Annotated in this window: 17 protein-coding genes and 2 pseudogenes; 8 read left to right on the top strand and 11 right to left on the bottom strand. The window is 64.1% G+C overall.

The window, feature by feature from the left end; genetic code table 11:
• Window positions 1–51 precede the first annotated feature (51 nt).
• From PYV00_RS02390 to PYV00_RS02380, 3 genes are read right to left on the bottom strand one after another with little or no spacing between them, the layout of a single operon-like run.
• Complete coding sequence (locus PYV00_RS02390) at window positions 52–1,899, bottom strand: integrase (protein ID WP_275226646.1); 1,848 nt, start codon at window positions 1,897–1,899, stop codon at window positions 52–54.
• Window positions 1,896–3,692 carry a site-specific integrase gene (locus tag PYV00_RS02385; protein ID WP_126014903.1) on the bottom strand — a complete coding sequence of 599 codons (1,797 nt, stop codon included), beginning with the start codon at window positions 3,690–3,692 and terminating at the stop codon, window positions 1,896–1,898. The genes PYV00_RS02390 and PYV00_RS02385 overlap by 4 nt, the downstream gene beginning before the upstream one ends.
• A complete protein-coding gene (locus PYV00_RS02380) occupies window positions 3,682–4,824 on the bottom strand; it encodes a tyrosine-type recombinase/integrase (protein ID WP_047100428.1) in 1,143 nt (380 codons plus the stop codon). The genes PYV00_RS02385 and PYV00_RS02380 overlap by 11 nt, the downstream gene beginning before the upstream one ends.
• 155 nt (window positions 4,825–4,979) lie before the next feature.
• Here PYV00_RS02380 and PYV00_RS02375 point away from each other — a divergent pair, with 155 nt between their 5' ends.
• From PYV00_RS02375 to arsH, 5 genes are read left to right on the top strand one after another with little or no spacing between them, the layout of a single operon-like run.
• Complete coding sequence (locus tag PYV00_RS02375) at window positions 4,980–5,312, top strand: ArsR/SmtB family transcription factor (protein ID WP_047100427.1); 333 nt, start codon at window positions 4,980–4,982, stop codon at window positions 5,310–5,312.
• 11 nt (window positions 5,313–5,323) lie between these two features.
• Window positions 5,324–5,854 (top strand): arsenate reductase ArsC, encoded by a 531-nt coding sequence (locus PYV00_RS02370; RefSeq protein WP_107394420.1) that lies wholly within the window; start codon window positions 5,324–5,326, stop codon window positions 5,852–5,854.
• Window positions 5,851–6,276 (top strand): arsenate reductase (glutaredoxin), encoded by a 426-nt coding sequence (gene arsC, locus PYV00_RS02365; protein WP_047100425.1) that lies wholly within the window; start codon window positions 5,851–5,853, stop codon window positions 6,274–6,276. The genes PYV00_RS02370 and arsC overlap by 4 nt, the downstream gene beginning before the upstream one ends.
• 3 nt (window positions 6,277–6,279) lie before the next feature.
• The gene (gene arsB / locus PYV00_RS02360) at window positions 6,280–7,350 is read left to right on the top strand and encodes an ACR3 family arsenite efflux transporter (RefSeq protein ID WP_047100424.1); all 1,071 of its coding nucleotides are present in this window, start codon (window positions 6,280–6,282) and stop codon (window positions 7,348–7,350) included.
• Window positions 7,347–8,087, top strand: a complete 741-nt coding sequence (gene arsH, locus PYV00_RS02355; RefSeq protein WP_047100423.1) for an arsenical resistance protein ArsH — start codon at window positions 7,347–7,349, stop codon at window positions 8,085–8,087. Before arsB ends, arsH begins: the two co-directional genes overlap by 4 nt.
• A 106-nt stretch (window positions 8,088–8,193) precedes the next feature.
• Here the strand turns inward: arsH and PYV00_RS02350 are convergent, their stop codons facing one another.
• Complete coding sequence (locus tag PYV00_RS02350; protein ID WP_275226645.1) at window positions 8,194–9,171, bottom strand: DUF7221 family queuine tRNA-ribosyltransferase-like protein; 978 nt, start codon at window positions 9,169–9,171, stop codon at window positions 8,194–8,196.
• Between the two features lie 27 nt (window positions 9,172–9,198).
• On the opposite strand from PYV00_RS02350, the gene PYV00_RS02345 reads away from it, so the two are divergent.
• A complete protein-coding gene (locus tag PYV00_RS02345; protein WP_275226644.1) occupies window positions 9,199–9,687 on the top strand; it encodes a hypothetical protein in 489 nt (162 codons plus the stop codon).
• A 233-nt stretch (window positions 9,688–9,920) separates the two neighbouring features.
• On the opposite strand, the gene PYV00_RS02340 is transcribed toward PYV00_RS02345, so the two are convergent.
• Together PYV00_RS02340 and PYV00_RS02335 are read right to left on the bottom strand one after the other, a co-directional pair.
• A complete protein-coding gene (locus PYV00_RS02340) occupies window positions 9,921–11,192 on the bottom strand; it encodes an O-acetylhomoserine aminocarboxypropyltransferase/cysteine synthase family protein (protein ID WP_275226643.1) in 1,272 nt (423 codons plus the stop codon).
• Window positions 11,193–11,373: 181 nt separating this feature from the next.
• Window positions 11,374–11,880: a thermonuclease family protein gene (locus PYV00_RS02335; RefSeq protein WP_275226680.1), complete on the bottom strand. Its 507-nt coding sequence runs from the start codon at window positions 11,878–11,880 to the stop codon at window positions 11,374–11,376.
• Window positions 11,881–11,993: 113 nt separating this feature from the next.
• On the opposite strand from PYV00_RS02335, the gene PYV00_RS02330 reads away from it, so the two are divergent.
• Window positions 11,994–12,650, top strand: coding sequence for an HdeD family acid-resistance protein (locus PYV00_RS02330; protein ID WP_275226642.1), 657 nt, complete (start codon window positions 11,994–11,996; stop codon window positions 12,648–12,650).
• A gap of 28 nt (window positions 12,651–12,678) precedes the next feature.
• A complete protein-coding gene (locus tag PYV00_RS02325; RefSeq protein WP_275226641.1) occupies window positions 12,679–14,286 on the top strand; it encodes a phospholipase D family protein in 1,608 nt (535 codons plus the stop codon).
• 10 nt (window positions 14,287–14,296) lie between these two features.
• Here PYV00_RS02325 and PYV00_RS02320 read toward each other — a convergent pair whose 3' ends face one another.
• The 5 genes and pseudogenes from PYV00_RS02320 to PYV00_RS02300 form a co-directional block, all read right to left on the bottom strand.
• Complete coding sequence (locus PYV00_RS02320) at window positions 14,297–14,503, bottom strand: hypothetical protein (RefSeq protein ID WP_275226640.1); 207 nt, start codon at window positions 14,501–14,503, stop codon at window positions 14,297–14,299.
• Window positions 14,504–14,543: 40 nt separating this feature from the next.
• Window positions 14,544–14,885 (bottom strand): annotated as a pseudogene (locus tag PYV00_RS02315) (DUF6927 domain-containing protein); the annotation flags it as partial.
• Window positions 14,886–14,905: 20 nt separating this feature from the next.
• A complete protein-coding gene (locus PYV00_RS02310; RefSeq protein WP_076709853.1) occupies window positions 14,906–16,828 on the bottom strand; it encodes a reverse transcriptase domain-containing protein in 1,923 nt (640 codons plus the stop codon).
• 612 nt (window positions 16,829–17,440) lie between these two features.
• Window positions 17,441–17,710 (bottom strand): annotated as a pseudogene (locus PYV00_RS02305) (DUF6927 domain-containing protein); the annotation flags it as partial.
• A 60-nt stretch (window positions 17,711–17,770) separates the two neighbouring features.
• Window positions 17,771–18,075: zincin-like metallopeptidase domain-containing protein (locus PYV00_RS02300; protein WP_275226639.1), on the bottom strand; the 305-nt coding region annotated here is incomplete at its 5' end.

The following is an 18,075-nucleotide window of genomic DNA, read 5'->3' as shown; positions in this document are numbered from 1 at the left end:
GCTTCCCGCAGGCGGGTAGCGACCCGCTCGCGGCGACGCCCTTGGGGCGTATCAGCCGAGGTTGCCATCGGCGGGCTGCAAATCGAGATCGTCGATCACGCGGCGGCTCTCCTCGACCCGCGTGATCGCCAGATTTCGGCTTTCAGGGTCAAGGTCGGTTCTTTCCAGGAGAGCCAGGTTTCGTTTCAGGCGGGCTTCCCAGACCGGCTTGTGACGTTCGCTCACCGCGAAGTTCGCGCAAGTGACGCATGTGCCCTGCGTGCGGAGAACGGGATTGGGCTCTTTGTCGGACCCGAGGCAGGCAGACGTCTCCCGACGGTAGAGACAGTAGCCCCAGTCGCAGACGCCGAGCCTGATGTCGGTATCGGCCAACAGGCGGGTGATGTAGGCATCGAGGTCGCCATCGTGCGTGCGACCGCGGAACGGCGATCGCGCCGCAAGATCGCGCCCCGCCTTGCCGCCCAGGCGAGGCGCGACCAGCAACTCTTCGAGCGCGGCGCGGGTTTCTCGTGCCGCCTGGGCGTCGACCAGTTCAACCAGCTCGAAGTCCGTGCCGACATAGGCGCGGTCGGTCATGGCGCGGGTCACATGCCCGAGATGCTTGGCCAATGCCGCGAGACCGGTCCTGTCGCGCCGGCCCACGAACCGCGCGAAGGTCTTGCGGCCCTGGTGGGTGGCAAGCCTCCAGCTTTCACCGTTGATTTCGGGAAGGCGAAGCGCGGCCCCAATGCCGTCATTCAGGCGTATATTCATAGCCGAACTGGTGAGCGGCTCGATCGGCAATGCCGAGGTTCGGATCGCGCTCCCCGGGCGGACCTGGAGCAGCCAGAGATATTGTCGGCCGTCGATCGCTCGCCATGGTGCCGATAGGCGCTCAAGAACTTCGATGGCGCGAACGGCGGGTTCGGGGGCGATCCAGCGATGCGGCACTCCGTCTCCTGGAGCGTCCTTTCGGATCGTGCCGGTCAGATAGGCGAACATCTCCTGCTGCTCGCCCTGCACCCGCTCGATGCAACCGGCTTCCAGCGATAGGATTTCCGAAGCGCGCGGCCCAACGAGATAGGCGAGGACAATGAAGCAAGCCTCGTAGAGACGGGCCACCATGCCATTGAAGGTGAGCATCGGCTGGACCGTCAGCGGCTGAGCCTGCCCAGGAACAAACTCGATCGGTGGAGCAGCGTGCAGGTATCGGCGTATGCGCCTGGAACGCCCCGGTTTTGCATGCCCTTTTGCGGAAGCCGCATCGTGCAGCGCCTGTATGTCGTCACGCATATGAAGGATGGTATCGGCTGGCTCGCCGATGAGATGGAGCGCTCCCGCAACGAGCGGCATTGCGATTTCATCAGGCGTATAGGGCCACCGCTCGACCGGGCGCCAACGGCCCAGCTCATTGAGCGCAGGCGGCGCGGATTTCGGGGTGTCGGGAAGCTTCTCACGCTGTTGGTAAAACGCCCGCAGCAGCGTGCGGTAGTTGCTCGCGGTCGATAGCGCCATCGTGCCATTGTCTCTCGGGCGCTGGGCGAGATCATCGAATAGATGCCGGATGGCCTCGTCATCCAGTTCCGACCATCGAGCCAGGCCGCGGCCCGCCATCCATTCCAGCACGACCCGCTGGAGCGTTCCCTGCGTTCCAAGCGAACGTAACGAGAGCGCGGATCGACCGGGAGGTGGATCGCTGTGCATCGACCAGAGCAGATGCTTGCTCGCCTCGCGCAGCGTCCGCCAATGCGGCTCGTTGAACCGGCTTCCGTCGGGCAGTGTGAACCCCCAGTCGACGCGGAAGGTGGTGTCCCGCTGACCCACGACGCCTGTCGCCATCTGCCAATGGTCGTCGCCGAACATCGAGTGCGGAGAGACGCGCAGCGAGGCCTGCGGCAAGGCGAGGAGCGGAACGCTCATTCCAGTTCCGGGAGATCGGGGAGCATCGCGGCCCGTTGTTCTGCCTCCTCCCTCAAGTCGGGCGGGAACGCCGGAAGAAGATCATGTTCGAGCACCTGCAAGCTGGGCGCATAGAACAACGCCCAGCGAGCCGGATCGATCTGATCGCGGGCGTCGAGAAGATGCCGGCGAGCTTGCAGCACGCGCGCGAACCGCTCGACATCAAGCGGAACGATCAGCCCCGGACAGGCAAGGCAACCTCGCAGTCTCGGACAGAGATGCGGATTTCCGTCAGCGCCCTGTTCGACAGGCGCCAGACAACGATGCCCGAACAATGCCGTTACCGGGCCGTGGCGGGCGGGCTCCTTCCGGTCGGGTCCGCAGACCCAGGCTACCATGAGCTTCTGAAGGCGCGCGATCGTCTCCTGCTCGAGCTTCCGTGCGGCCGGTCCCTCGACGTAGCGATCGGTCGTGACGAGGCTGGCGTGATTGAGAACCGTCCCTGCCGCGCGCAGGTCGCCGCCAGAAGCCAGATAATGCTCCGTGGCGACGCTGCCGCGTAGTTGCGAGGCCGTGAACTTGGGCACCAGTGGTTTCGGTTGCTCCGGATGTGCGGTGTTCCAGCGTTCGATCCGCCTGTTGGTGCGGCCGATGAAGCGATTGATGAACCCGGGGATGCTGTCGGGCGCGATCAGGCCGGCAGGATAGTCGTGCCTGCGATAATAGGCCCGCGACAGATAGCGGATCAGGAACAGACATTCCCGTTCTTCAGGCGGAGCATGCTCGATCAGCGGCTCGGTCATCGCCAGCAGCATTTCGATCAGACGCGGTGCGGATCGCATTTTACGGCGGTCGAAGGACCGACGCTGCATTTTCGGAGTTCGACCGCCCCGCTGCTTGAGCCATTCCACCATGACCCGATGATCATCGAGTGGATGGGGCACGAGGCAGTCGCGGCGGATCGCCCGAAGAGGCTGGGGATTGGCGGCAAGCTGGATCGCCAGCGCGACAAAGAACGGCCCCATCGTGTGCGAGGTCAGGTGATAATGCTGAGCGATCGCCTCCTGACGTCCATGATGCTCGAGCGAGTTCGGGTTGATCCCGGCAGCGCGGATTGCCTCGCCGCTCGGAGCGATGCCGCCGCCGATCCGGTGGAGTTTCCACACCCAGCGCGCGAGCGCCTCTCTCGGACCAGTTCCCTCCGGGGGTTGGGGAGAGGCGATGATCTTCTGGCCGCGCTGGAACCGCGCCCATGCGATGTCGATCTCTTCATAGGCGGCCGCGAGGATCGTTTTCATTTCCGCTGCCGTGAGCCGGGCTTTGGGTTCTGGCGCCCACCCCGTGCTGGGGAACGGGCTGTAGGGGATGGCGAGCGCGCTCCCGAACAGATCCGGATCGGTCTGCTCGATGCGCTCGAGCAATGGTTTCAGGCTGGCGAAGCGTTGAGCCATCGTGGCTCGGCTGAGCTGGCGGCCTTCTATCGAGGGTGCCAGCGCATCAATGTAGCGCCGGATCGTGCCGGCGTTCACATCAGCAGCACAGCTTACGCCTTCTGTGCGTAGGAAGCGACCGAAGCGCCGGATCACTCTCCAGCGTCCGCGTCGTGTGGAGATCGAAGATCCGGCATCATGAACCCTGAACGCCTCGACAAAGGCGCAGGTGAGGTCATGTGGCATGTCGAGGGCGACCGGATCGAACGTCTGCACGACCTGTCCCCATTCATCACGAAAGGAGAAGCGTCGATCATCTGGCGCTTGCGCGGTCGATGCTCGATCGATCGCGATACGGCGGTCGATCCGTCCCTCAGCCAGCATCGTTGATCGCTTCGCCGTAGAGCCAGGCAAGGCTCTCGTTGATATCGGGTTCGTACAGCTCGACGCAGCGCAGGTAGATGGCGGTCGTCGCGATCGAGGCATGGCCCAACAGAACCTGGACGATCTTCAGCGGATTCAGCGCCGGATTGGCACGAGCCTGGATCTGAAGCCGCGTGAGCATCACCATCGCGAAGGTGTGACGGAGCCAATGCAGCGTGCCGGGCAACCCAGCGGCCGCGAACGCCTCGGACAGAAGCGCCGTCAGGCGTTTGCGCGTCATCGCACGGCCATGTTCATTCAGGAGAAGATTGGGCGGCGCCCTGTAGCGGGGATCGGCATTGCGCGCGCGCCGCACGATCCGGGCCCGGTCCTCTCCGATATACCAGTGCGTGCGATCAAGCAGGCGAACCGGCGGATAGACCGTTCGCGGCCGGTCGCCCTTGGTGATGCTGAGCGGCACGCCTACAAGCGGCGTCTCTTCCGGGTGAAGCGACCAGCTATCCGGTATCTGATCGACCGCCAGAGCACATAGTTCCTTGCGTCGAAGGCCTGCGCACAGCGCCCACTCCCCTGCAAGGCGCGCGGTCGGCGCAAGCTGCGCGAACAGCCTTGCCAGCTCATCGGGGCGCATTGGTCGTGGCAGTTGCTCCGGGACCGAGACCGTGAGGCTCCCGGTCGAACGGCGTCTGATCTGTGGCCCAACACGCGGTCCCCTGCCCTGCCGTGTCTGCAACGGTCGCGGGAACGCGCGATGCCGGATGAAGTCGTGATCGAGGGCCCAGGAATAGAAGCGATAGACGGTGGCAACCCGGGCATTGATGGTGGAGCGGGCAAACGGCCGCCCGGTATGCTGGCTCGGCCCTTCGAGCATTCGGGATCGATAAGCTGCGAGTATATGCTCGTCAGCGACATCCCATTTGATGTTGGACTGCTCGAGCGCATCGAACCACTCATACAGGTGCTCGCCATAGGTCCGTACCGTCTCCGAGGCCTGGGAGTGGCCATGAACCTCGGCATGTTCGAGCAGATAGGCAAAGGCCGGCTCGATGATGGCCATGTTCGCGTCGAACAGGATGGGGAACCCGGCGGGAATGCCGGGCTCACCTGGAACGGCACGGATGATCGTCACCATGGATCACACCTCCGCCTCACGCACGCGGGATCAGGGCGGTTATTCTAGCATCATCCCGGCCTTTCCAGTTCGGACAGTCGGCTGAGCGAGCACTTTTTGGGCCGGGCGACACGACGCCTGTTCCAATTCATCCATATATCCACTATCTCGGATATATGGATACTGATTCGGCTATCACGGCCCTGGCCGCTCTCGCGCAGGGCACACGCCTTGACGCATTTCGGTTGCTGGTGCGCCACGAGCCCGAAGGATTGCCCGCCGGCGAGATCGCAAAAGCGCTCGACGTTCCTCAGAACACGATGTCCGCGCACCTCGCCGCGTTGACGCGCGCGGGCCTGCTGAAGTCCGAGCGGCAAAGCCGGTCGATCATCTACTGCGCCGACCTCGATGCGCTGCGCGCGCTGACCCTCTTTCTGGTGAAGGACTGCTGCGCCGGAAAACCGGAACTGTGTGCACCGCTCGTCGCCGAACTCGTCCCCTGCTGCTGACGGAGACTGCCATGTCCACCGATCGCGTGTTCAACGTCCTGTTCCTCTGCACCGGCAATTCGGCACGCTCGATCCTCGCCGAGAGCGCCATGAACAAGCTCGGCCAAGGTCGCTTCCATGCCTTCTCGGCCGGGAGCTATCCCAAGGGCGCGGTTAACCCCGACGCGCTCGCACTGCTGGAACGGCTCGACTATCCGACCGAGGGCCTGCGCTCGAAAAGCTGGGAGGAGTTTTCCCGGCCCGGTGCGCCGGTCATGGATTTCGTGTTCACCGTCTGCGACGACGCAGCCGGTGAAGTCTGCCCGGTATGGCCCGGCCATCCAATGACGGCCCATTGGGGCATCGAAGATCCAAGCCATGTCCAGGGCGGTGACATAGAGCGCGAACGCGCTTTCGTGATGGCGCTGAACTATCTGGAAAACCGTATCCGGCTGTTCATCTCGCTGCCGATCGACAAGCTCGAAGCCACGGCGCTGACCGCCAAGCTGCGCGAGATCGGCCATACCGAAGGGTCGACCACTCGCCGGGGAGATGCGGCGTGACCGACATCATCGTCTATCACAACCCGGAGTGCGGCACGTCGCGCAACGTGGTGGGCCTGATCCGCAATGCCGGGATCGAGCCGCATGTCATCGAATATCTGAAGACCCCACCGTCGCGGCCATTGCTGGTCCAGCTCATCGCGCGCGCCGGGATCACGCCGCGCGAGCTGCTGCGCGAGAAGGGCACGCCCTATGCCGAACTAGGCCTGGGCGATCCCTCGCTGTCAGATGAAGCCCTGATCGACGCAATGATGGCACACCCGATCCTCATCAACCGGCCGCTGGTCGTCTCGCCGCTCGGCGTGAAACTGTGTCGCCCTTCGGAGGCGGTACTGGACCTGCTACCCGCACCGCAACAGGGCGCATTCGCCAAGGAGGACGGCCAACAGGTCGTCGATGCGGCCGGCGCGCGGGTGATCTGAGGCATGGCGACCGTTCTCGACGCCACGCCGGCTCGTCCCGGCATCTCCTTCTTCGAGCGCTATCTGACCCTGTGGGTGGCGCTCTGCATCGTTGCTGGGATCGCGCTCGGCCATATGTTGCCCGGCCTGTTCGGCGCGATTGCCTCCGCCGAGGTGGCGCGGGTCAATCTCGTCGTCGCGGTGCTGATCTGGCTGATGATCGTGCCGATGCTGCTCAAGATCGACTTCGGCGCGCTGGGATCGGTGCGCCAGCATTGGAAGGGCGTCGGTGTCACGCTGTTCATCAATTGGGCGGTCAAGCCTTTCTCGATGGCGCTGCTCGGCACGCTGTTCCTGGGCTGGATGTTCGCGCCGTTGCTGCCGGCGGGCGAAGCGCCGTCCTATATCGCCGGGCTGATCCTGCTGGCGGCTGCGCCCTGCACGGCAATGGTGTTCGTGTGGTCGAACCTCTGCGACGGCGAACCCAATTACACGTTGAGCCAGGTGGCGCTGAACGACCTCATCATGGTGTTCGCCTTCGCACCGCTGGTCGGGCTGCTGCTCGGCGTCGCCTCGGTGACGGTGCCGTGGGATACGCTGTTGCTCTCGGTCGGCCTCTACATTGTCGTGCCGGTGATCGTCGCGCAGCTCGTCCGTCGCGCCGTGCTGGCATCAGGCGGACAGGCCGCGCTTGACCGGCTGCTGGCCCGGCTCGGGCCGGTGTCGCTCACCGCCCTGCTGGCGACGCTGATGTTGCTGTTCGGCTTCCAGGGCGAGGCAATCGTCGCGCAGCCCTTTGTGATCGCGCTCATCGCCGTGCCGATTCTGGTACAGGTCTATTTCAATGCCGGGCTGGCCTATTGGCTGAGCCGCCGTTTTGGCGTCGCATGGTGCGTGGCGGCGCCCGCCGCGCTGATCGGCGCGTCCAATTTCTTCGAGCTGGCGGTGGCCGCCGCAATAAGCCTGTTCGGCCTCAAGTCCGGCGCCGCGCTCGCCACGGTGGTTGGCGTGCTGGTCGAGGTGCCGGTGATGCTGTCGGTCGTGGCGATCGTGAAGCGGACACGCGGCTGGTATGAGAAGGGAGCCGCTGCTTGACCCGTATCAGCGAGTTGACCGACCCGGATCATCTGCCGGCGCTCGATCTCCGCTATGTCCATGAGCGGCCCGCGTTCGGGCTTGGTGCGGGCGATCCACCGCCGCGTATCCTGCTGCTCTATGGTTCATTGCGCGAACGGTCCTTCTCGCGTTTCGCAGTCGAGGAGGCGGCACGGTTGCTCCAGTTCTTCGGGGCGGAGACGCGCATCTTCGATCCGACCGACCTGCCGTTGCCCGATCAGGTGAAGGGCGACGATCATCCCGCCGTCCATGAACTGCGCGACCATGCCATGTGGTCGGAGGGCATGGTGTGGTGCAGCCCGGAGCGTCACGGCCAGATCACCGGTATCATGAAAGCGCAGATCGACCATCTGCCGCTGGAGATGAAGGGGATGCGCCCGACCCAGGGCCGCACGCTGGCGGTGATGCAGGTGTCGGGCGGATCGCAGTCGTTCAACGCGGTCAACACGCTCCGGCTGCTCGGCCGCTGGATGCGGATGTTCACCATCCCCAACCAGTCAAGCGTGGCGATGGCCTACAAGGAGTTCGACGAAGCCGGTCGCATGAAGCCCTCCAGTTACTATGACCGCATCGTCGATGTGATGGAGGAGCTGGTGCGCTTTACCGTGCTCACCCGTGGGCACGCCGTGCAGCTCGTCGACCGCTATTCGGAGCGGAAGGCGGAGGCGGCAAAGCAGGATGCCGCCCCCGATCTGGCATCGCAGTCGATCGCTTAAGTCGAGCGCCTCGCCAAGCGAGGGATCAGGCCGACCACCGCCAGCTCTTTGGGTTAGCGCGGCGGTCGGCCTGATCCCTCTCCGCATCCGTTCCTAATGAGACAGATCAGAGGACCGGACCTAAGAGGTCACCGGCCTCGATGAGATCGCGGATCTCGGCGCGCGCGGCCGCGATGGCGGCTTTCCAGCGATCGGCTGGCGGGGGCGGAGCGGCGGATGGCGGCTGAACCGGCAGACGCCGGACAGGCGATCGCAGCCGTACATGCTGGGCGCGAAGCCACTGCTCCATGTGGTCGGCGACATAGCCATCCGGCTTGGGGCGTCCTTCGCGGCGGGCCGCGTTGCGGGCACGGACGCCATAGGCCTGGCTGTCGAGCGAGGCGACGCGGTGGGCATAGGGCTTCAGGTAGGGAATGGCGGTTCCCTTGACGCCGAACAGATGGAGCCTGACGCGCGGCGCAAGGATCCGGTCGAGATGATCGACCACGGCGATCAACCCTTCGGACCCGTGGACGGGACGCCGGCACATGCTCCCGACACCGACCAACCCGGCACGTTCGATCATGCCCGACAAGGCATCGGCACAGCGCTCATAGTCCGCCGGCAGGCGGCCCTGAATGACCGGCATGAAATTGGCGCCGATGCCCCGGTCCTCGGCGCGTCGTCGACATTCGATGTTGGCGCCTATGGTGCGCGAGATTCGGTCGAGGACTTCCTCGCGGTCGCCCGCGACCTCGTGCTCGACACAATAGTCGAGGCTTGCCCACCAGCGGAACGGATAGGAGGCGGCGAGCCGAATGTAGTCATCCACCGTCCAGGGATAACCGCCATAGCTTACCATCGCGCTGAAGCCCGCACTGTCGAGACAGAGGCTCGCCAGCCCCGTCGCATTGCCGAGCCGGGCCGTCGCCCAGCCCGCCCACTCGCGCGCGCCGCGCCTGCCCGACCAGCGCGACAGCGCGTTCGCCGAGACGAGGACCGGCTGTTGCAGCTGCCGCGCGCGATCGAGCAGCCTGCCTTTCGCAAGGTGCGGCAGACCGACCATGATCGCGATCGACTTCGGCTTGACCGCATTTTTGTTCATTGTATGTTCCTTGCAAGGAGATATGCGATGACCGATTCCGCCACCTGTTATCTCGACCATTTCGATCTCGACGTGACGTTGCGCGACGCCGCGCTCGATGAGCAGAATCGCCCGACGCGCCGCATGATCGCCAACGCCTCGATCGGCATGCATGTCGAGGATGCCTATTATTCGGTCCGGGAGCTGCGCGAGGCGGTGAGCTGGATCCATGAGGGCGAACCGGGCGGCAAGCGCAAGCTGGCGTCGATCCTCAGCAATCCCGTGGGAGACGATTTTCAGCGGTGCGTCTATTTCTGCCTGGCCGGCCGCGGGGTCATCGAGATGCTCGACGATCTGATGTGGCTCGAGGACCTGCTCGAGGCACGAGGGCGCATTGCCGGGGCCATGCATCGGCGCAAGCTGCGCGCGCGGCCGCTCGTCACGCCCTATGTCGCGGACGAGCCCGATGGCCCCGTGGTCGCGGCGACAGCGGATTTTCGCCAGGGCCGTTCCTGGTGGATCGAACCGCAATTCTGAGCCTGTGCGGTGGGCGGGGCAAGGCGCGCCTCGCGCCCTGCCCCGCCGCTGTCAGGTGCGGGATGTGATCCTTGGCATTACGCGCGCGCCGGTGGGGACCGCTGATCGAGGCATCCCGCAGCGCGGCCTCTTCGTGCCAGCATCGTGCCCTTCCCGCCCCGCTCTTCGTCATCCGCGCAACCCGAAGCGATCGGGAGGTTCCGGTCTGTTCGTGACGATGGCCGCCGCGATCGTCAGGCCTTGGCGAGCGCCTGCTCGATGTCCGCCAGGATGTCGTCGATGTGCTCGATGCCGACCGAAATGCGGACCAGATCTTCCGACACCCCGGCGGTCGCGAGTTCCTCCGCGCTGAGCTGCCGGTGGGTGGTCGTAGCGGGATGGCAGGCGAGAGACTTCGCATCGCCGATGTTGACGAGCCGCAGGATCATCTGAAGGGCATCGATGAAACGGCCGCCGGCCTCCTTGCCGCCTTCGATGCCGAAACTGAGAATGCCCGAGCCCATGCCGCGGGTGATCTTGCGGGCGAGCGCGTGGAATTTGCTGTCGGGCAGGCCCGCATAGCTGACCCAGCGAACCTTGGGATGACGCTCGAGATAGGCGGCGACCTTGAGCGCATTCTCGCAGTGCCGCTCCATGCGCAGTCCGAGCGTTTCGAGGCCCTGGAGGATGAGGAACGCGCTGTGCGGCGCAAGCGCGGCTCCGGTGTTGCGTAGCGGCGCGACCCGTGCGCGGCCGATATAGGCGGCGGCGCCCAGCGCCTCGGTATAGACGACACCGTGATAGGACGGGTCGGGTTCGTTGAGGATGGCGAAGCGCTCAGAGTGCGCGGACCAGTCGAAGCGGCCGCTGTCGACGATGGCGCCGCCGATGGTCGTGCCATGACCGCCGATATATTTGGTGAGCGAATGCACGACGATATCGGCGCCGAAGTCGAAGGGCCGGCACAGAAAGGGAGTGGCGACGGTGTTGTCGACGATCACCGGGACACCGTGTCGATGGGCGATTTCGGCGATGCGTTCGATATCGACGATGTTGCCGGCGGGATTGCCGATGGATTCGAGGAACACGGCCTTGGTGCTCGCGTCGATCGCTGCTTCGAGCGCGGCATAGTCGTCGAAGCCCACGAGCCGGGTTTCGATGCCCTGCCGGGGGAAGCTGTGTACGAAGAGGTTGTAGGTGCCGCCGTAGAGCTGCGAGATCGAGACGATATTGTCGCCGGCCGCTGCGATGGTCTGGATCGCGTAGGTGATCGCGGCCATCCCCGAGGCGAGGGCCAGCGCCCCGATACCGCCTTCCATTTCGGCCACGCGCGCTTCGAGCACGGCGGTCGTGGGATTCATCATACGGGTGTAGATATTCCCCGGCACCTTGAGATCGAAGAGATCCGCGCCGTGCTGCGTATCGTCGAACGTATAGGAGGTGGTCTGGTAGATCGGCACCGCCGCGGCGTGGGTTGTCGGTTCGGCCGCATAACCATGATGCAGGGCGATGGACTCCAGTTTCATGTCTTCTCCTTCGTGTGCGCCCTCGCCCTGGCGGCAGCCAGGGGCAAGGCAATGCCGGTCCGCGCCGAAGAGGATCGATCCTCCTTTGAGGCGGCGGAACTCAAGCAAGAGACTTTAGGCAATCGCGCGGCAAGGGCAACGTGCCTCCGCCACGGCGTCTCCGCCTTCCGGCCTCAGGCGATCAGCGCTCGCAGCTGAGCCGCCGTCCTTGCCGCCAGTCGGCCGGATCGATCCAGACGCCGCCGAACGCCCCGGCCTTTGCGCGGCGGGCATCGGCCAAGGCGCTCGCATAGCGGTCGGCGCGCAGGGGATCGGACTTGAGATATTGCGGCCGGGGAATTGCGAGGCCCGCCCGGACCAGACGCTCGCCGAGGTCCTCGCCATTGACCGTGATCGTGGCGACCGGCCGGCCGTAGCTCAATCGGGACGTCAGACGGATCTCGGCAGGGCCTTCCCGAAGCGCCCGCGCGGCGAGATCCTGGGCGGCCTTGCCGCAGCTCCAGCAGGATCCGGCGCGCTGGCAGAGTTGCGGGCTTTCGAAGGCGTCAACGCCCAGGAGGCGAAAATCGGCCGCGACCGTGTCGCCGTCGAGGGCACGGCCGGTCGCGCTGAACCGGACATCGCTGCCCGCGGCGACCTGGGCATCGCATGCACCGAGGAGCAGGATGAGAAGGACTATGCGGCGCATCGGCTTCATATGACAAATTCGATGGGTCCTTGTCATCGGAGTCATCGGCATCGGATCGATATTCCAGGCTCGCGGCCGATCGGCTGAAGCGATCTGCGCGCCGGCGCGAGCAGATGAACAAAGAAATTCCGGCCGAACAAAGTTGCTTCGCCAAGAGAACGAAGGCAGAAAAGTCTCGGCGTGTCGGAACGGAGGCGGACATGACGTCATCGAACTATAGCAGTGGATTTGCCGGAGATGCGGGCGACGGCGCACGGACCGGTTGGGGCTGGATTCTGGCTTACGGGCTTCTCGTCGTCCTGCTCGGTTTTCTTGCGCTCATGAACCCGGTCGTGACGGGCATGGCGACCGGACTGCTGCTTGGGGCGGTGCTTCTCGTCTACGGCATCTCGGCCATAGCCTCGGGTCTGTCATCGCTCTCCCGGCGCGCGCGCTGGATCGAAATTCTGCTGGGCATCCTCAGCATTCTCGCGGCCATTCTGACGGTCTTCAATCCTTTCGCCAGCGCGCTGTCGCTCGCCCTGCTGATCGGCGCTTGGCTGCTGGTCATGGGAGTGTTCGAGATCATCGGTGCATTCCGGTCGCGGCATGACCGGATCTGGCGTCTTCTGCTGGGCATTCTCGACGCGGGCCTCGGCGCGCTGGTGCTGTTCTCCGGACCTCCCACCGGTCTGGCCTTCCTGGCGCTGATCGTGGCGCTGAGCCTGTTGCTGCGGGGCACCTTCCTCATCATCCTCGCATTGGGTCTGCGCAGAATCGGGAAAGTCTGAACTGACCGTCCCGCGCCGCAAGACGTTCGTGCTGCTGCTCGCCCAATGCCTCGGCGCCGTCCTGCTGGCGCTGCTGGCGGCGGGGCTCGCGATCCGGCTGCTCTATCCGCTGCCGCCGCTCGAGCCGCGCCCCGCGTCCCGGCACTTCGCAGAGACCGGCGATACGCCGCTCGCACAGGGGACCGCGGCGCTGAGGGCAGGCCATGGGGGATTGACGGGCGTCCACATGCTCGAGCAGGGGCGCGACGCCTTTGCCGCGCGCATCTTGCTCGCCCGCGCCGCTAGGCGCAGCCTCGATATCCAATATTATATCTGGCACGGCGATCTTTCCGGGACTTTGCTGCTGCAGGCCGTGCACCAGGCGGCCGACCGCGGCGTGCGCGTGCGCATGCTCCTGGACGACAACGGCATCACCGGGCTCGACCCCGTTCTCGCAGCTCTCGACCGGCATCCCAACATCGAGATCCGGCTGTTCAATCCCTTCGTGCTCAGAACACCGAAGATGCTCGGCTATCTCGCCGAATTCCCGCGGCTGAACCGGCGGATGCACAACAAGAGCTTCACCGCCGACGACCAGGTCACGATCATCGGCGGCCGCAATATCGGCGACGAATATTTCGATGCAAGGCAGCAGGGCGTGTTCGCTGATCTCGACGTTCTCGCGATAGGTCCGGTCGTGAACGCGGTATCGAGCGATTTCGACCGCTATTGGTCGAGCCAGTCCGCCTATCCCGCCAGCCGGATCCTGCCGCCGGTATCAGGGCAGGAACTGACCCGGCTTGCGGCACGGGCGTCGATCGCCGAGCGCGATGCTGCCGCGCAGGCCTATGTATCCGCCATCCGCGAGTTGCCGTTCATCGAGCAGGTCGTGTCGGGCTCGCTACCCCTCGAATGGGCGCATGTCGAAATGGTCAGCGACGATCCGGCCAAGGCGGTCGGGAAGGCCCGCAAGGATGCGCTCCTCGGTCCCGCCCTCGACAGGATCATCGGTCATCCGCACAAGGAAATGCGCCTGGTCTCTGGCTATTTCGTTCCCACCCAGGCCGGCGTCGACCGGTTTTCCGCGCTGAGCGAACAGGGCCGCGATGTCGCCATCTTCACCAATGCCTTCGAGGCGACCGACGTCTGGATCGTTCATGCCGGCTATGCCGAACGCCGCAAGGCTTTGCTGCGCGCAGGCGTCCGGCTCTTTGAAATGCGCCGGGCCGAACAGGACGGAGCGCCAGCCGCCCGGCGGAAATTCATCAGCACCGGATCGGGCAGTGGCAGCGGGACCGGAAGCAACGGCCCGGTGCTGCGCTCGAGCAGTGCGACACTGCATGCCAAGACCTTCGCGATCGACCGCGAGAAGCTCTTCATCGGTTCGTTCAACTTCGATCCGCGCTCGTTGCATCTCAATACCGAACTGGGCTTCGTGATCGAAAGCCCGGTGCTTGCCGCCGCCATATCCGACGCCTTTGCGCAGGACATTCCCAATACGGCCTATGAAGTGATCCTGACCGGGGACGGGGCGCTCAACTGGATCGAACGCGGTCCCGATGGCGAGAAGCGGCACGCACACGAGCCGGGAACGAACTGGTTCCAGCGGACCGGCATCCGGATCCTGTCGGGCCTGCCGATCGAATGGATGCTATGATCCCGCGCGATCAGGAGACCATTTCCAGTTCGACCTGATCGCCGCGGACCGGCGCGGTCGTGATCCGATAAGGCTGGAAGGGATCGCCGGTCCGAACGATGCTGACGGGCTGCATATGAATGTCGAACAGGCGGGCCGCGACACGCAGCGCATTCTCCCGGCTGCACAGGATGCGGCGTTTTCGGGAAATTCCCTCCAGGGGCATCAAGGTCACCATGGCTGGATCCCTTTCGTGGCAGATTGCGTTGAGCCGAGGATCAAGCGAAGACCGTCTTGTGGACCCGGGTGACCGGCACGACCGTCCAGGCCTGCTCCATGAGCCGGCTGATCCGGTAGAAGCCGCCGCTGTTCGGGTCGCGCAGCACCATGCTGCGTCCGCGCTTGCAGACGACGAACTCCTGCGCGACGTTGCCGTCCGTGAAGGTCACCGGCTCGGGAAGCCGGATGCGGTCGCCATCGGAGAGCTTGCGCGCGCGCCGCGCGAGGTTCGCGCGGCAACGCTGCCGCCAGTCGCGCGCATATGCGTTGTCGGTGGGCGTGAGCAGATCGAGGATCGCAGCCGGGCAACCATCTTCGCACGGACCCATGTTTTCGCTCAGTCGGGTAGGATTGGTGCTGCTCATGGAGTCAGCCCTGATCCCCCCGCCGAACCGCACGTGCAGCTTTCACCGCATGCGGCTCTCCACTGTGACGAACCATCACTTTGCCGTAGATCGGGCAGGCGGCCTCTGTGAGTATCCCAGTGGCATTGCTCGCACAGGACCACCGTCCTGCGGGCGCGTGCCACCTTCATTCTCACGACAAAACCGCGGTGCGAAACATCGGCCATCCCCCGGATATGGTGCACGTGACACGGAACATCGGATCGACCGCAAGCCTCGCATTGCTTGGCATTCTGACGATCAACCCAGTCCGTACGTGAGTGGGTGAACACCTGCGTCCAAGGCTGGATATCAATCCTGGACGAGGTGGCCGGATCACGTTTCAGATGAGCCAGTTTCCAGACTTTGACCGATCGGGGCTGGCCATCGACGTCGTAGCCGATGGTGAATTCCTGCCCCGTCCTCATGCGGGCCACGACCGCTCGCACATTGGTTTTGTGCTTGCTGGCCAAGGTCTTGAACAAGCTCCACCGCTGGAGAAACTCAAGCCTGTTCAGCTTGAAGCTCACATCCTTGGCGAGAGCATAGTAGTTCGCAAAACCCCGCAATTCGGCGTTGTAAGCTAGGACGATCTCAACGTCGCTGCAGCTGAGCAGCAGGCTACGATGACGCGGCTTCAACACCGACAGATCACCATAACCTTTTGCAGAAGCGAACGCGTGGACCTTCTCCCAAGGGACATGCAGCTGCATCACTTCCGACGGCGGCCTACGAAGGAAGCTGACGGAACCTTGTCGGCTCCGGACAACCCGTTGGCGTGTCGTATATGTGCGGACCTCATATCCAAGGAAGGCGGCTCCATCGCTCGCCTTGCGGATACCGCTTTTCTCCTCGGACACCGTGAGCGCCAGCGCCTCGGTCAGGAATGCCCTGACTTCGGCGAACACGCTTCGTGCATCCTCCTTGCTACCGATAACCCCAATCATGAAGTCGTCCGCGTAGCGACAGTAACGAAGTCGGCGATAACCGGGGTCCATCGCGTCTCTCGACGGGATGGACCGCTTTTGCGGCAGTAAGGTTTGGATTTTGGCCAAGGAGGCCGCAACCTTCACCTCGTCGACATTGTCTTTGGCCCGCAGCATGGTGACGCGCTTCCGTTGTTTCTGGATGCGCCCAGCCAGTCGCCCATATTCCGGGTTCGTGGCACGGACCTTCCCCCTCTCGAAAGCCGCGATCCGTTCCGCCATGAACATATCGAGTTCATGGAGGTAGATGTTGGCCAAGATTGGAGAGACGATACCGCCCTGCGGAGTGCCGCTGTAGGTCCGGGTGTGAACCCGGTCTTCCATAACACCCGCCTTAAGCATGCTGCCGATCAAGCCGATGAATTTCTCGTCATCGATCCTTTTCCGCAACAGCCGCAGGAGGATGTCGTGGTCGATGTTCTCGAAGAACCCCGCGACATCCACATCTACGAGCCATTTCACCCCCGTCCATACGGCTTTGACGTGTTCAAGCGCCGTATGACACGACCGGCCCGGCCGGAATCCATGGGAGGCGTTCGAGAACACCGGTTCATAGATCCGTTCGAGCAGTTGCCGCGCCACTTCCTGAACGAGGCGGTCGTCGCGCGTGGGAATGCCCAGCGGACGCCGTTTGCCCTTGCCTTTCGGGATAAACACCCGACGCACTGGTTTGGGATCATAGGTCCCTGCCGTCACGCTGGCGATAATCGGGTCGAGGTCTTCCGGTCCGAAGTCCGCGAAGGTCTCGCCGTCAATACCCGGCGTCATCGCACCCTTGTTGGATCCGATCTTCTGGAGCCCCTCCTCCCAAAGGAGGCGAGACCCCATCAGACGATAGAGTCCATTCACCCTTTTGCCCGACGCAACGAGCGCCGGAATGGCCTCCAACCGGCCTTTCACAGTTTCTGGCAGCATCAGCACACCCCATGATCGGTGGTTGAAGAATCACAGCTGCCGCCCTTCCCCCGGTCTTCCCCGCTTTCGGCCCGATCGCTCGAGACCTTATACAGTTGCACCGCCGCCTCCGAAGAGGTCGATGTCCCGGGCATTACCCCGGGCATTTGAGTAATATGGCGGCTCCGTACCCATGCAGGCCGGCAGAAGCCGCCTGTTTAGGGCATCCCGTAGTTACGCTGAATGGAGATGCGGCGCGGTTAGGTGTCCCGTTCGTCCACTAAACCCCTCGACGAGAGGCGCACCGGATGGGCTGAGAAACAGGCGGCCAAGACATGAGACCGCTGTCATCATCCGGACCTGGCGTGACAGTCGCTTTCGCCAGTATCGCTATATAGATTGCTGCAGACTGGGATTTAAGCAGTGTAGCCTTCACCATACGCACCTTGCCCTGACCGTCATCGCCTCCATTTGCGACTAAGACGCATCTGGCCTTTTCCGAACATGCTATTGTTCCCCGTCCCTTTCGGGATTTCAGACCTTGTGAGGCCCGAGGTTAGTCCGGCGAGCAGAGGCATTCTCAACTTACCTCATCATCACTGATACTCCATTTCAGCGCCGCAACGGCGCACTATCCTTGTACCCGAATTGGTGGCCGTCGCGCGAGCGCGGGTTCCAGCGGACCAGACACACGACCGCAAAGACATCGCCGGGCACGCCGTCCACCCGTTCCTGCGCCGCCGCATAATAGGTCCGATTTCCCGGGCAGGAGGACGCGAGCACCCTGAGGCCGCGACGGGTCCCGTCCTCAAGCGTGTTCTCGTAGGTCAGCTGCGCGTCGAGATAGGATTTGGCGGTCTGGTGGCCGCCCATCGACGTAAACGGCATGAAGAGCCATCCCATGGCGGGATCCTTTCGATTGTTGATGATTGGGGCCGGCCGCGCGGTCGCGGGGCCAGCCCGTCAGGCCGTGAGCACCGGCGCAGGAACGGCTGCGGCCTCGCTGGCAGCATCTGCCGCACTGCCGCCGAAGCTCTTCAGATAGGAAAAGGCCTGCTCGGCCTTGGCAGCGGCGTGGATGATGGCGGTCTTGTCGCCGCGCAGGATGCCGAGCCAATGCCCGACATAGCTCGCATGGCTGTCGTGCAGGACGTTGGGGAGACCAAGGTCGGCACAACATAGCCCCGCACCGATTTCCGCGATATATCCTGACAGTCCAGCCAAAAACGGCGGTTGGAAGGTGAAATCCATCGGTGCCTCCAGCACTG

This window comes from Novosphingobium album (ex Liu et al. 2023) (assembly GCF_029076845.1).
Taxonomy (GTDB): Bacteria; Pseudomonadota; Alphaproteobacteria; order Sphingomonadales; family Sphingomonadaceae; genus Novosphingobium.
This window is presented reverse-complemented; position numbering and strand designations above follow the sequence as displayed.

Coding starts and splice junctions, on each gene's coding strand:
- PYV00_RS02390 (WP_275226646.1), bottom strand. CDS start 1,899: ATGAGCGTTCCGCTCCTCGCCTTGCCGCAGGCCTCGCTGCGCGTCTCT.
- PYV00_RS02385 (WP_126014903.1), bottom strand. CDS start 3,692: ATGCTGGCTGAGGGACGGATCGACCGCCGTATCGCGATCGATCGAGCA.
- PYV00_RS02380 (WP_047100428.1), bottom strand. CDS start 4,824: ATGGTGACGATCATCCGTGCCGTTCCAGGTGAGCCCGGCATTCCCGCC.
- PYV00_RS02375 (WP_047100427.1), top strand. CDS start 4,980: ATGGATACTGATTCGGCTATCACGGCCCTGGCCGCTCTCGCGCAGGGC.
- PYV00_RS02370 (WP_107394420.1), top strand. CDS start 5,324: ATGTCCACCGATCGCGTGTTCAACGTCCTGTTCCTCTGCACCGGCAAT.
- arsB (WP_047100424.1), top strand. CDS start 6,280: ATGGCGACCGTTCTCGACGCCACGCCGGCTCGTCCCGGCATCTCCTTC.
- PYV00_RS02350 (WP_275226645.1), bottom strand. CDS start 9,171: ATGAACAAAAATGCGGTCAAGCCGAAGTCGATCGCGATCATGGTCGGT.
- PYV00_RS02345 (WP_275226644.1), top strand. CDS start 9,199: ATGACCGATTCCGCCACCTGTTATCTCGACCATTTCGATCTCGACGTG.
- PYV00_RS02340 (WP_275226643.1), bottom strand. CDS start 11,192: ATGAAACTGGAGTCCATCGCCCTGCATCATGGTTATGCGGCCGAACCG.
- PYV00_RS02335 (WP_275226680.1), bottom strand. CDS start 11,880: ATGCGCCGCATAGTCCTTCTCATCCTGCTCCTCGGTGCATGCGATGCC.
- PYV00_RS02330 (WP_275226642.1), top strand. CDS start 11,994: ATGAACAAAGAAATTCCGGCCGAACAAAGTTGCTTCGCCAAGAGAACG.
- PYV00_RS02320 (WP_275226640.1), bottom strand. CDS start 14,503: ATGGTGACCTTGATGCCCCTGGAGGGAATTTCCCGAAAACGCCGCATC.
- PYV00_RS02310 (WP_076709853.1), bottom strand. CDS start 16,828: ATGCTGCCAGAAACTGTGAAAGGCCGGTTGGAGGCCATTCCGGCGCTC.